Here is a 12,556-nt window from a genome sequence, read left to right as displayed (position 1 = left end):
TCCGATCCGGGTGGAGTCCGTGCATCCGGGTGCGGCGCTGGGGGTCACCTGGCGACCCCCGGGCGGTACCGTCACCACATGAGTCCCACCCCTGTTGGAGCGCGCCCGCCGGGCCGGCCGTTCGGCCGGGTGCTGACCGCGATGGTCACGCCCTTCGACGCCGACGGTCGCCTCGACCTCGACAAGGCCGAGGAACTGGCCGCTCACCTGCTCGACCTGGGCAATGACGGGCTGGTGGTGAACGGCACCACGGGGGAGGGGCCGACCACCACGGACCAGGAGAAGGCCGACCTGGTCCGCGCGGTGGTGAGCGCGGTGGGTGACCGGGCCACGGTGGTCGCGGGGGCGGGCACCTACGACACCGCTCACAGCATCGAGCTCGCCCGCGCAGCCGAGAAGGCGGGCGCACACGGGCTGCTGGTCGTCACGCCGTACTACTCGCGGCCGCCCCAGTCGGGGCTGGTGCTGCACTTCACGGCGATCGCCGACGCCACCGACCTGCCCGTGATGCTCTACGACATCCCGCCGCGCAGCGTCATCCCGATCGAGATCGAGACGCTGCAGCGGCTCTCCGAACACCCGCGGATCCTGGCCGTCAAGGACGCCCGCAACGACCTCCGCGTCGGCACCCAGATCATCGCCACCACGCCGCTGGCCTACTACTCCGGCGACGACCCGGTGAACCTGCCGTGGCTGGCGGTCGGTGCGGTCGGGTTCGTCAGCGTGATCGGCCACGTCGTGGCCGACCGGCTGCGTGACCTGCTCGACGCGTACGAGGCAGGCGACGTCGCCCGGGCCAGGGCGATCAACGCCAGCACCCTGCCGGTGACCCACGCGATGGGCCGGGTCGGCGGGGTGGTGTTCTCGAAGGCGGCGCTGCAGTTGCGCGGCGTCGACGTCGGGAACCCCCGCCTGCCGCTGCCGCCCGCCACCGAGGAGCAGGTGGCGGCCGTCGCGTCCGACCTGCGTGCGGCCGGGGTGTCGTTGGGCCCCGATGCGTATCGCGCGGTCAGCCGCGTCGATCCCGGGCCGGGTGCCTGCACCCCCGCCGACCTCGACGTACAGGTCGCCTACCGCTGAGAGCACCTCCTGCTTCCCCCACTATCGCGAGGACAACTAGTTGAGTCGCCCCCCTGCCCGGTCCGACCGTTCCCGGTCCGATCGCCGTTCCCGGCCGCCCCGGCGTGACCAAGGCCGACCTGTTCCGGCTCCGCCGGAGGAGGTCAACCCCGCCGAGCTCCCCGCCGGCCCCCCACCGCCCCTGCCCGAAGGCGCCCTGCGGGTGGTCGCGCTCGGCGGGATCGGTGAGATCGGCCGCAACATGACCGTGTTCGAGTACGAGGGCCGGTTGCTCGTCGTCGACTGCGGAGTGCTGTTCCCGGCCGAGGACTCACCCGGCGTCGACCTGATCCTGCCCGACTTCCGGGCGATCGAGGACCGCCTCGACGACATCGACGCGCTGGTGCTGACCCACGGTCACGAGGACCACATCGGCGCGGTGCCGTTCCTGCTGCGCCAGCGGCCCGACCTGCTCATCGTCGGGTCGCGGTTCACGCTCGCGCTGGTGGCGGCCAAGTGCAAGGAGCACCGGCTCACGCCCCACCTCCTCGAGGTGAAGGAGGGCACCCGGCTGCGTCACGGCTCGTTCGACTGCGAGTACTTCGCGGTCAACCACTCGATCCCGGACGCGCTCGCCGTCGCGATCCGGACGCCGGCGGGTCTGGTGCTGCACACGGGCGACATCAAGCTCGACCAGCTCCCGCTCGACGGGAGGCTCACCGACCTGGCCGGGTTCTCCCGGCTCGGCGACGAAGGTGTCGACCTGTTCCTCGTGGACTCCACCAACGCCGACGTGCCGGGGTTCGTGATCGCCGAGCGCGAGATCGGCCCGGTGCTCGACGGGGTGTTCCACCGCTCGCCGGCGCGGATCATCCTCGCCTGCTTCGCGAGCCACGTGCACCGCGTGCAGCAGGTGCTCGACGCCGCCGTCGCCCACAAGCGGAAGGTGTGCCTGGTCGGGCGGTCCATGGTGCGCAACATGGGCCTGGCCGCCGAGCTGGGCTTCCTCACGGTGCCCGAGGGTCTGCTCGTCGAGATCGACGACGCGATGGACCTGCCCGACGACCAGCTGGTGATCGTCTCCACCGGGTCGCAGGGCGAGCCGCTGTCGGCGCTCGCGAGGATGGCGCGTGGCGACCACCGCTCGGTGCGTATCCGGCCGGAGGACACGATCATCCTGGCCAGCTCGCTCATCCCGGGCAACGAGACCGCGGTGTTCGGCGTGATCAACGGGCTCACCCGGCTGGGGGCCAAGGTCGTGCACCAGGGCACCGCGAAGGTGCACGTCTCCGGGCACTCGCCGGCAGGGGAACTGCTGTTCCTCTACAACGCGGTGCGGCCGAGCAACGTGATGCCGGTGCACGGCGAGTGGCGCCACCTGCGGGCCAACGCCGCCCTGGCCACGAGGACCGGCGTGCCGGAGGAGTCCGTGGTGCTCGCGGAGGACGGCGTGGTGGTCGACCTCGTCGACGGCAAGGCGTCGATCACGGGTCGCGTCGAGGTGGGGCGCGTGTACGTCGACGGGCTCGCCGTCGGCGACATCGGCGAGAGCACCCTCGGCGACCGGCTCGTGCTGGGCGAGGGCGGGTTCATCTCCATCACGGTGGCGGTCGACTCCACCACGGGCCGCGCGGTGTCGCGCCCGACGCTGTCGGGCCGCGGATTCTCCGACGACCCCAAGGCTCTGGACGCGGTGCTGCCGCTGGTGGAGGACGAGCTGTCCCGCACCGAGTCCGAGGGCATCACCGACACCCACCGCATCGCCCAGTCGGTGCGCCGCGTGGTGGGCAAGTGGGTGGGCGAGACCTACCGCAGGCGCCCGATGATCGTGCCCACGGTCATCGCGGTCTGACCGCACGGCCCTGCCGCCGCGCCGCCCTGTTCCGGGGCCGGCGCGGCGGCGGCGCTCCGTCAGTCCCCGCTGGGCCCGCCGCGGCGCGGTTCGTGGGGCTCCTGGCCGGGCGGGAGGTTGGAGCGGTCGGGGGCGATCACCGTGGACATGTCGCCCGAGTCGGGCAACCGGACGTGGGGCACCGGGTCGTCCGCACCGATCAGCAGGTCGGCGGTGCCGGGCTGCAGGGTCTCCCCGCGGAAGAACGGCGGTTCCACCCGGCTGTAGATCAGCATGAGCACGGCGCCGAGCAGCAGCGCCCCGATGCCGATCAGGAACACCCCGCCGATGCCGAAGACCGTGGTGGCGCCGGCGTCCGCCGCCGCGTAGTCGATGCTGGAGAGCACGAACGCCACGAGCAGCATCACGCCGCCGAGGCCGGGCAGCACCCCCTTGACCCACAGGTCGCGCCCGTGCAGTTGCCTGCGGTAGTACCAGACACAGGCGAACCCGGTGAGCCCGTAGTAGAAGGCGATCAGCAGGCCGACGGCGGAGATCGAGTCGGCCAGCACGTTCTCGCTGATCAGCGTGAGGCCCACGTAGAACACGATCGACGCGATGCCCATGGCCCAGGTGGCGTAGCCCGGGGTCAGGTAGCGCGGGTGGATACCGGCGAAGCGCCGCGGGATCGCCCGGTACGCGCCCATGGACAGCGCGGCCCTGGCCGTCGGCAGGATCGTCGTCTGGGTGGACGCGGCCGACGACGTGAGCACCGAGATGATCAGCAGGACGACGAAGAAGTGGCCGAGGCCGCTCTCGCCGAACACGGCCGGGCCGATGGCGGCGAACACGTCGTCGGAGTTCTCCGGGTTGCCCAGGCCGATGCCCTCGGTGCCGGTGCCCGCGAAGGCGACGGTGGCCACCGACACCAGTGCGTAGGTGACCAGGAGCAGCAGGGTCGACAGCACCGCGGCGCGGCCCGGCGTGCGTCCCGGGTCGTCGCTCTCCTCGTTGACGGCCACGGCGGTGTCCCAGCCCCAGTACAGGAACACGGCGATCAGCACGGCGTCGACGAGGTCGGACAGGGTGATGCCGCTCGGCCACAGCCACGCGATGCTCGGGACGATGGAGCCCGCCGGAGCGTCCCCGGAGTAGACCTTGACCAGTGCGACCACGGCGAACGCCGCGAGAACCACGAGTTCGATGCCGAGCAGCGCGTACTGCAGGCGGGCCGAGACCTCGATGCCGCGGTAGCAGATGTAGGTCATCACCGCGATCCACACGACGCCCGCGACGGTGGTCCACAGCGTGCTCGCGGCCAGCGAGTCGGCGCCCACCAGCAGGAAGGAGTACTGGCCTGCGATCTGCGCGAGGTTGGCCATCACGATGACGTCCGCCGCGATGATGCCCCAGCCGCCCATCCAGCCCATCCACGGCCCGAAGGCACGCCCGGCCCAGGTGAACGTGGTGCCGCAGTCGGGTTCGGCACGGTTGAGCTCCCGGTAGGCCACGGCGATCAGGTACATCGGGATGAACGCCAGCAGCATGATCGACGGTGCCTTCTCGCCCGCCAGCACCACGATGAGACCGAGGCTCGCGGCGAGACTGTAGGCGGGGGCGGTGGACGCCAGCCCGATCACGACGCTGGAGACGAGGCCGAGGGCGCCGCCCTGCAGGCCCTTCGCGCCGGGCGCCGAGCCGTCGGGCGCTGTCACCGGGGGCGTTTCCTTTGTGGTCATCGAATCCTCCGGTCGCCAACCGTGTCACGCGCTGTGACGTACGGCGGACCTTAACGGGGTGAACGACGGATTTCGATACCGTCTTTGATCAATGCGATGAAATCCGTGTTGCATGTCTTGGCCGTCAACGGATTTCGTTCCGAAGTCGGAATCGGACGTCTACTCTCAGGACCGTGGTCACCACCCCGGAGCCGCGCTCCGCCGTTCATGCGTTGCTCGACGACGTCGGCAAGGCGATCGTCGAACAGCTCCAGGAGGACGGCAGGCGGCCCTACGCCACGATCGCCCGCACCGTGGGTCTCTCCGAGGCCGCGGTACGGCAGCGGGTGGCCCGCCTGCAGGAGGCGGGCGTGATCCAGATCGTCGCGGTCACCGACCCGCTCCAGCTCGGGTTCCGTCGCCAGGCGATGGTCGGCGTGCGCGTGGACGGCGATGTCGTCGAGCTGGCCGACGCGCTGGCCGCGATGCCGGAGGTCGACTACGTGGTGATCACCGCAGGCAGCTTCGACGTGCTGGCGGAAGCGGTCTGTGAGGACGACGAGCACCTCCTGGAGCTGGTCGGCAGGCGGATCCGGGCACTGCCCGGCGTCCGCAGCACCGAGACGTTCGTCTACATGAAGCTGCGCAAGCAGCATTACAACTGGGGAACCCGTTGACCACGTCACCCGAAACCGCCTCCGGCACCGAACCGGGCCGCACCCCGCGCGGCACCGACCGCGTCGAGGCCGCCCGCGACCACCTGTGGATGCACTTCACCCGCCACTCCACCTACGAGGACGGCGGGCAGGTCCCGATCATGGTGCGCGGCGAGGGCTGCCGGGTCTGGGACGCCGCGGGTCGCGAGTACCTCGACGGGCTCGCCGGCCTCTTCGTCGTGCAGGCGGGCCACGGCCGCCGCGAGCTCGCCGAGGCGGCGGCGCGGCAGGCCTCGGAGCTGGCGTACTTCCCGATCTGGTCCTACGCCCACCCGGGCGCGATCGACCTGGCCGAGCGGCTCGCGGCGTACGCGCCGGGGGATCTCAACCGGGTCTTCTTCACCACCGGCGGCGGCGAGGCCGTCGAGAGCGCGTGGAAGCTCGCCAAGCAGTACTTCAAGCTCGTCGGCAAGCCCACCAAGCACAAGGTGATCAGCCGCTCGATCGCCTACCACGGCACCCCGCAGGGAGCGCTCGCGATCACCGGCGTGCCCGATCTGCGCATCCCCTACGAGCCGCTCGTCCCTGGTGCGTTCAAGGTGCCCAACACCAACGCCTACCGGGCGCCGAGCCACGTCGGCGGGGACCTCAAGGCATTCGGCCGGTGGGCCGCCGACCGCGTCGAGGAGGCGATCCTCGCCGAGGGCGCCGACACCGTCGCCGCGGTGTTCGTCGAGCCGGTGCAGAACGCGGGTGGCTGCTTCCCGCCGCCGCCCGGCTACTTCGAGCGGCTGCGCGAGATCTGCGACACCCACGACGTCCTGCTCGTGTCCGACGAGGTGATCTGCGCGTTCGGGCGGATCGGCAGCATGTTCGCCTGCGACGACTTCGGCTACGTCCCCGACATCATCACCTGCGCCAAGGGGATGACCTCTGGCTACTCGCCGATCGGCGCGATGATCGCGAGCGACCGGCTGTTCGAGCCGTTCCGCAAGGGCGCCACCTCCTTCCTGCACGGCTACACCTTCGGCGGGCATCCCGTCTCGGCGGCGGTCGGCATGGCGAACCTCGACATCTTCGAGCGCGAGGGGCTCAACGACCACGTGCGGGCGCAGTCCCCGGTCTTCCGGGCGACGCTCGAGAAGCTGCTGGACCTGCCGATCGTGGGCGACGTGCGCGGCGAGGGGTTCTTCTTCGGCATCGAACTGGTGAAGGACAAGAGCACCAAGGAGACGTTCGACGCCCAGGAGTGCGAGCGCCTGCTGCGTGGGTTCCTCTCCAAGGCCCTGTTCGAGGCCGGGCTGTACTGCCGGGCCGACGACCGCGGCGACCCCGTCATCCAGCTGGCCCCGCCGCTCGTCGCGGGTCCCGCGGAGTTCGACGAGATCGAGGGGATCCTGCGGGGGGTGCTGACCGAGGCGTGGGCGCGACTCTGAGGTCACTGTCGCTGTGGCACGAGCAGGTCGTCGCCGACGGCGACGCACTCACGTCCCGGCCCCCGCTCTCCGGCGACACCGACGCCGACGTCTGCGTGGTCGGGGCCGGCTACACCGGCCTCTGGACCGCGTACTGGCTGCTGCGTGGTGACCCCGGCCTGCGTGTCGTCGTGGTCGAACGGGAGGTGGCGGGCTTCGGGGCGAGCGGGCGCAACGGCGGCTGGTGCTCGGCGCTGTTCCCGGCGAGCACGGCGGCCCTCGCCCGGCGCCACGGCGCCGCCGCCGCGGTCGCGATGCGGGCGGCGATGCGCGCCACCGTCGACGACGTGGGTGCGGTGGTGACCGAGGAAGGGATCGCCTGCGACTGGCGCAAGGGCGGCACGGTGGCTCTCGCACGCACGCCGGCCCAGCTCGTCCGGGCCCGGGCCGAGGCCGCCGAGTCGGGTGCCGACGAGATCTCGCTGGTCGGGGCCGCGGAGGCGGCGTCGCTGGTCGGCGCGTCGGACGTCCTGGGTGCCACGGTCACCCCGCACTGCGCGCGCATCCAGCCCGCGCGCCTTGTCCGCGGGCTGGCCCGGGCCGTCGAGCGCCGGGGCGGGTGCATCGCGGAGGGCACCACCGCCGTGTCGATCGGGCCCCGGGAGGTCGTGACCGAACGGGGGGTGGTCCGGGCGCGCGCCACCGTGCGCGCCACGGAGGCGTGGAGCGCCGGGCTCGCGTCGCGCTCGGTCGCCCCGGTGTACTCGCTGATCGTCGCCACCCGGCCGCTGCCCCCGTCCTTCTGGGACGGGGCCGGACTGGCCGGCGGGCAGACCTTCACGGACCACCGCCACCTCATCGTCTACGGCCAGCGCACCGCCGACGACCGGCTCGTCTTCGGCGGCCGCGGTGCCCCGTACCACTGGCGCTCGCAGATCCGGCCGGCGTTCGACCGTGATCAGCGGGTGTTCGCCGGGCTGCGGGCGGCGGCGACCGACCTGTTCCCGGCGCTGCGGCCGGACGACTTCACCCACGCCTGGGGCGGGCCCCTGGGCATCCCGCGCGACTGGCACGCCGGCGTCGGTCTCACCCCGGCCGGCGCCGGCTGGGCGGGTGGCTACGTCGGCGACGGCGTCGCCACGTCCCACCTGGCGGGCGCCACCCTGGCCGCGCTGATCCTCGGCCGCGACGACCCGCTCACTGCACTGCCCTGGGTGGGTCACCGCTCGCGGCGCTGGGAGCCCGAGCCCCTGCGCTGGCTGCTGGTGAACGTCGGGCTGCGCCTGATGACCCTGGCCGACGGGGAGGAACGCCTCACCCGGAGGCCGAGCGTGGTCGCCGCGTCGCTGTCCCGCGCGCTGGGTGGGTGATCCCCCGTGTGCGGGTGCGGGTGCCGCAGCACCCGCACCCGCACCCGACCCCCCGGGGTCACGGCAGACGGAAACCGACGTCCGCCGGAAGCTGTGCGGTGTCCATCTGGGCCTTCTGCAACTTGCCCGCGAAGTCCCAGTTCATCGACTGCCAGCGGGTGAACTGGTCGAGCACCCACACCCCCGACTGCCGGCTGCCGTTGCCGGAGCGACCGTTTCCGCCGAACGGCAGGTGTGCCTCGGCGCCGGAGGTCGAGTTGTTGACGCTCACCATCCCCGCGCTCACCCGCTCACGGAACCGGAACGCGTGCACCGGCGTGGACGTGTAGATCGACGCCGAGAGCCCGTAACCGTGCCCGTTGGCCAGCTCGACCGCCTCGTCGAACGTCCCGAACGCGGCGACGCCGACGATCGGCCCGAACGTCTCGGTGCGGTACAGCTCGTCGTCGGCCTGCACGCCGTCGACGACCGTCGGGTGGGCGTAGAGGCCCGCTGCCGCGTCGCCCACGAAGCCCTCCCGCGGGTTGGCTGCGGTGATCCGCCCGGTGCCGGTGGAGCCGTGCAGGGTGTGGTGCGGGAGCACCAGGTCGAGGTGGCGCTCGAAGCTCTGCAGGAACCGCGCGGAGATCATCGGCCCGTAGAGGACGTCGTCCCGGGTCGGGTTGCCGATCACGGCGGCGCGCACGTCGGAGTCGAAGCGGCGCAGGAACTCCTGGTGCACGCTCTCGTGCACCACGACCGTGCCCAGCGAGGTGCAGCGCTGCCCGGCCGTGCCGAATCCGGAGAACAGGGCGCCCTCGACGGCGAGGTCGAGGTCGGCGTCCGGCATCACCACCAGCGGGTTCTTCCCGCCCAGCTCCAGGCACGGGTTCTGCAGGTGCCGCCCGGCGAGCTCGCCGATCCGCACACCGATCGCCGACGACCCGGTGAACCCGATCTTGTCGACCAGCCCTGCGTCCAGCGCCGTCTCGAGCCCGTCGAACGTGGCGGGTCCGTCGGTCAGCACCGTGTTCAGCACGCCGTCGGGGAGCCCACCGCGCACGAACAGCTCGGTGAACGCCTCCGCGATGGCCGGGGTGTACTCGGCGGGCTTCCACACCACGGCGTTGCCGCACAGCAGCGCGGGCACGAGGTACCAGGACGGCACCGCCACCGGGAAGTTGCCCGCCGTCACGATCGCCGCGACGCCGACGGGCACGCGGAACGTGAAGAGCTGCTTGTCGGGCATCTCGCTGGGAACGGTCTGCCCGTAGAGCCTGCGGCCCTCCCCGGCGAAGAACGTGCAGGTGTCGACCACCTCCTGCACCTCGCCCCTGGCCTCCGCCAGCGGCTTGCCGATCTCGCGGGTGACCAGGGCGGCCAGTGCCTCGGCGTTGGCCTCGACCAGCCGCCCGATCTGCTCGACCACCCGCCCCCGCACGGGAGCCGGGGTGGCGGCCCAGGCGCGCTGCGCGGCGCGGGCGGCCCGGCACGCCTCGACGAACGTCCCGGCGTCACCGAGCAGCGCCTCGGCGACGGTCTCGCCGCGCGCCGGGTCCACCGACGTGAGACGCCCGCCCGGGGCGTCGTCGCGCCACTTGCCCTCGACGAACGACCCGATCGTGCGCACGGTCCCGGTCCCGGTCCCGGTCACGCCGCCACCGCCCGGCTGATCGCCGCGACGGCCAGCGCGAGCTCGTCCTCACCGATCGTCAGGGCGGGCCGCAGCCGGATCGACCGCTCGCCCCCGCCGAGCACCAGCACCTTCTCGTCACGGTGCAGCTTCTGCAGCGCGGCGGCCCGGGCCTGCGGCGAGGGCAGGTCGAAGGCGACGAACAGCCCGCGCCCGCGCACGTTGTCGATCCCGTCGACGGCCCGCAGGTCGTCGAGCAGCCGCTTGCCGAGCACCGCGGCCCGATCCACCAGCCCCTCGGCCTCGATCACCTCGAGGTAGCGCCGCGAGCGGACCATGTCGGTGAGCCCGCCGCCCCACGTCGAGTTGATCCGTGACGACACCCGGAACACGTTGCCGGGCACCTCGTCCACCCGGCCGCCCGCCATGATCCCGCAGACCTGCAGCTTCTTGCCGAACGCCACGATGTCGGGCTGGATGTCGAGCTGCTGGTAGGCCCAGGCCGTGCCGGTCATCCCACAGCCGGTCTGCACCTCGTCGAGCACGAACAGGGCGTCGAACTCCCGGCACAACGCCTGCATCGCCTGCAGGAACTCCGGGCGCAGGTGGTTGTCCCCGCCCTCGCCCTGGATCGGCTCGGCGATGAAGCACGCGATGTCGTGGGGGTTCGCCTCGAACGCGGCCCTCGCCTGCGCCAGTGCACGGTCCTCGGCCGCCTGCACCTGTGCGACGTCCATCGGGAACCGGATCGCCGGCACGTCGATCCGCGGCCAGTCGAACGTGGGGAACCGGGCGGTCTTCACCGGGTCGGTGTTGGTGAGCGAGAGCGTGTAGCCGCTACGGCCGTGGAAGGCCTTGCGCAGGTGCAGCACCTTCGTGCCCAGCGCGGCGGGGCGCCCGTGCAGGGCGTTGTGCTGCTGCTTCCAGTCGAACGCGGTCTTCAACGCGTTCTCGACGGCCAGTGCCCCGCCCTCGACCAGGAACAGGTGCGGCAGCGCCGGGTCACCGAGCACGCGGCTGAACGTCTCGACGAACGACGCCATGTGCGTGGTGTAGATGTCCGAGTTGGACGGCTTGTTGACCGCCACCTGGGTGAGCTCGGCCAGGAACGCCGGGTCCTCGGTGAGCGCCGGGTGGTTCATGCCCAGCGGCGCCGAGGCGAAGAAGCTGAACAGGTCGAGGTGGCGCGTCCCGTCCCGCGCGTCGACGATCCAGGAACCCCGGCTTTCGCGGGTGTCCAGGACGAGGTCGAAGCCGTCCACCAGGAGGTGGCGACGCAGGGTGTCGTGCACGCGCTCGGGAGTGACGGTCTCGGGCATGCGTCCAGTGTCTTGACGCGATCCTGACGGCGCAGCCAGCCGAGCGTCGGTATTGCCCGGCGAAGTGCCACCATGTCGGCCGTGACGCCGACGGATCGTCAGCTCGACGACCTGGACCGCCGACTGCTGATGCTGCTGGCCGCTGACGGGCGCGCCCCGATGGCGGAGCTGGGGCGCAGCATCGGGCTGTCCCGGACGGCCGTGCTCGCCCGCGTGCAACGCCTCGAGCGTGCCGGCGTGATCCGCGGCTACCGCGCGGACGTGGTGCTGCCGGGGGACGCCGCCGCGCACCGGGCTCGCGTCGGGGTCGTGATCCGGACGCCCGACGTCGCCGGCTACGTCCAGCGGCTCCGCGAGCTGCCCGGGGTGTCGGAGATCGAGACGGTGACGGGGGAGTTCGACCTCATCGTGCTGGTGTCGGCGCCCGGCGCGGGCGAGCTCGACGCAGTGCTCGACCGGATCTCGGGCTGGCGCGAAACGGTGCGCACCACGACGTGGGTGGTGCTCACCCGGTACTCCTGACCGTTTCGGGGTAGTCCCATGGCCACAGCCCCGAACCCAGGAGCAGCCATGACCGTGGCGTCGATCCTCCGCAGGCTCCCGCTCCGGACGTCTGCGGGAGTGTTCATCCTCGACTCGGGTCTGCAGAAATGGAGAGCCGACGAGCAGACCGCGGGCGCCCTGCACGGCATGGCAGGTGGCTGCTACCCGATCGTCAAGCAGATCGAGCCCCCGCACTTCCTGCGGGGGCTCGCCCTGACCGAGATCGGTGTGGGCGCCGCGCTCCTGCTGCCCGCGGTGCCGGCGCTCCTGGCCGGCGCGGCCCTGACCGCGTTCTCCGCAGGTCTGGTGGGGCTGTACCTGCGCACCCCCGGCCTGCGCGAGGAAGGCAGCGTGCGCCCCACCCAGCAGGGCCTGGCCATCGCCAAGGACGTCTGGCTGCTCGGCATCGGCACCGGGCTCGTGCTGGACGCCCTCACGTCCCGCCGGCAACGCCCGGCTGCCGGCTGAAGTCCATCACCCAGTTGACCTTCCAGGTGTGGCCGCCGTCGTAGGAGAAGGACTGCTGCCACCGGGGTGCGGCCCCCGCCAGCCACTCGAACCGCACCGTGACCGCGTGGCCGCCGACGACGTCGTCGGCGAGGAAGACGCCCTGGTCGCCGACGAAGGAACCCACCATGGGCGGGTCGAGGTGGCCCGGGTTGCGGCTGGAGCTCCACCAGATGCTCCAGGTGGCGGCCACCGGATCGAACAGCCGCAGGGTGAAGCCCTCGAACGGGTCGCCGTCGGGTGGGTCCGGGACGTCCATGCGGTCGACGTGCCCGACCCCGCGCAGCACCGGGAACACCTCGCTGGCGGCGTCGAACTCCACCCACTCCTCGCATCGCGGATCGGTGGTGTCGCGGAGCTTCGTGTTGTGCACCCGCCATGAGCCGTGGATGAAGTCGAACGAGTGCGCGCCGTGGTCCGTCACGTGATCACCCTCTCAGTGACCCCCGACACTCTGTGCGGGGGCGCCGCGCCGCACGCGACCGGCGGGTGTCGGTCACCGGACAGGGGCGCCGTTCCGGATACC

At 72.1% G+C, this 12,556-nt stretch carries 11 protein-coding genes; 7 read left to right on the top strand and 4 right to left on the bottom strand.

Going from position 1 to position 12,556, the window contains the following annotated elements:
- The first annotated feature begins 78 nt into the window (after window positions 1-78).
- Window positions 79-1,080, top strand: coding sequence for a 4-hydroxy-tetrahydrodipicolinate synthase (gene dapA, locus AC5L35_RS02575; protein ID WP_495057866.1), 1,002 nt, complete (start codon window positions 79-81; stop codon window positions 1,078-1,080).
- A gap of 202 nt (window positions 1,081-1,282) precedes the next feature.
- Window positions 1,283-2,911 (top strand): ribonuclease J, encoded by a 1,629-nt coding sequence (locus tag AC5L35_RS02570; RefSeq protein ID WP_495058075.1) that lies wholly within the window; start codon window positions 1,283-1,285, stop codon window positions 2,909-2,911.
- A 59-nt stretch (window positions 2,912-2,970) separates the two neighbouring features.
- Here AC5L35_RS02570 and AC5L35_RS02565 read toward each other — a convergent pair whose 3' ends face one another.
- Window positions 2,971-4,629: an APC family permease gene (locus tag AC5L35_RS02565; RefSeq protein WP_495057865.1), complete on the bottom strand. Its 1,659-nt coding sequence runs from the start codon at window positions 4,627-4,629 to the stop codon at window positions 2,971-2,973.
- Window positions 4,630-4,802: 173 nt separating this feature from the next.
- Here AC5L35_RS02565 and AC5L35_RS02560 point away from each other — a divergent pair, with 173 nt between their 5' ends.
- The 3 genes from AC5L35_RS02560 (at window position 4,803) to AC5L35_RS02550 (ending at window position 8,049) form a co-directional block, all read left to right on the top strand.
- Window positions 4,803-5,285 carry an Lrp/AsnC family transcriptional regulator gene (locus AC5L35_RS02560; protein WP_495057864.1) on the top strand — a complete coding sequence of 161 codons (483 nt, stop codon included), beginning with the start codon at window positions 4,803-4,805 and terminating at the stop codon, window positions 5,283-5,285.
- Between the two features lie 89 nt (window positions 5,286-5,374).
- Window positions 5,375-6,700 carry an aspartate aminotransferase family protein gene (locus tag AC5L35_RS02555; RefSeq protein ID WP_495058074.1) on the top strand — a complete coding sequence of 442 codons (1,326 nt, stop codon included), beginning with the start codon at window positions 5,375-5,377 and terminating at the stop codon, window positions 6,698-6,700.
- Window positions 6,685-8,049, top strand: a complete 1,365-nt coding sequence (locus AC5L35_RS02550) for an NAD(P)/FAD-dependent oxidoreductase (protein ID WP_495057863.1) — start codon at window positions 6,685-6,687, stop codon at window positions 8,047-8,049. The genes AC5L35_RS02555 and AC5L35_RS02550 overlap by 16 nt, the downstream gene beginning before the upstream one ends.
- Before the next feature lie 58 nt (window positions 8,050-8,107).
- Here AC5L35_RS02550 and AC5L35_RS02545 read toward each other — a convergent pair whose 3' ends face one another.
- Together AC5L35_RS02545 and lat are read right to left on the bottom strand one after the other, a co-directional pair.
- Window positions 8,108-9,682: an aldehyde dehydrogenase family protein gene (locus AC5L35_RS02545; RefSeq protein WP_495057862.1), complete on the bottom strand. Its 1,575-nt coding sequence runs from the start codon at window positions 9,680-9,682 to the stop codon at window positions 8,108-8,110.
- Window positions 9,679-10,980 (bottom strand): L-lysine 6-transaminase, encoded by a 1,302-nt coding sequence (gene lat, locus AC5L35_RS02540; RefSeq protein WP_495057861.1) that lies wholly within the window; start codon window positions 10,978-10,980, stop codon window positions 9,679-9,681. Before lat ends, AC5L35_RS02545 begins: the two co-directional genes overlap by 4 nt.
- A gap of 81 nt (window positions 10,981-11,061) precedes the next feature.
- Here lat and AC5L35_RS02535 point away from each other — a divergent pair, with 81 nt between their 5' ends.
- Window positions 11,062-11,502, top strand: a complete 441-nt coding sequence (locus AC5L35_RS02535; RefSeq protein WP_495057860.1) for an Lrp/AsnC family transcriptional regulator — start codon at window positions 11,062-11,064, stop codon at window positions 11,500-11,502.
- Window positions 11,503-11,550: 48 nt separating this feature from the next.
- Window positions 11,551-11,991, top strand: coding sequence for a hypothetical protein (locus tag AC5L35_RS02530; RefSeq protein ID WP_495057859.1), 441 nt, complete (start codon window positions 11,551-11,553; stop codon window positions 11,989-11,991).
- Here the strand turns inward: AC5L35_RS02530 and AC5L35_RS02525 are convergent.
- Window positions 11,957-12,454 carry a hypothetical protein gene (locus tag AC5L35_RS02525; protein WP_495057858.1) on the bottom strand — a complete coding sequence of 166 codons (498 nt, stop codon included), beginning with the start codon at window positions 12,452-12,454 and terminating at the stop codon, window positions 11,957-11,959. The two genes, AC5L35_RS02530 and AC5L35_RS02525, sit on opposite strands and share 35 nt — an antisense overlap.
- Between the last annotated feature and the right edge of the window lie 102 nt (window positions 12,455-12,556).

Source organism: Pseudonocardia sp. OZ21 (genome assembly GCF_059359135.1).
Note: the sequence above shows the minus strand (reverse complement) of the source record. Positions and strands in the feature narration are given on the sequence as shown.

Bases quoted from the DNA above. Each gene is read 5' to 3' on its own strand.
- AC5L35_RS02565 (WP_495057865.1), bottom strand. From the start codon at position 4,629: ATGACCACAAAGGAAACGCCCCCGGTGACAGCGCCCGACGGCTCGGCG.
- AC5L35_RS02555 (WP_495058074.1), top strand. From the start codon at position 5,375: ATGCACTTCACCCGCCACTCCACCTACGAGGACGGCGGGCAGGTCCCG.
- AC5L35_RS02530 (WP_495057859.1), top strand. From the start codon at position 11,551: ATGACCGTGGCGTCGATCCTCCGCAGGCTCCCGCTCCGGACGTCTGCG.
- dapA (WP_495057866.1), top strand. From the start codon at position 79: ATGAGTCCCACCCCTGTTGGAGCGCGCCCGCCGGGCCGGCCGTTCGGC.
- lat (WP_495057861.1), bottom strand. From the start codon at position 10,980: ATGCCCGAGACCGTCACTCCCGAGCGCGTGCACGACACCCTGCGTCGC.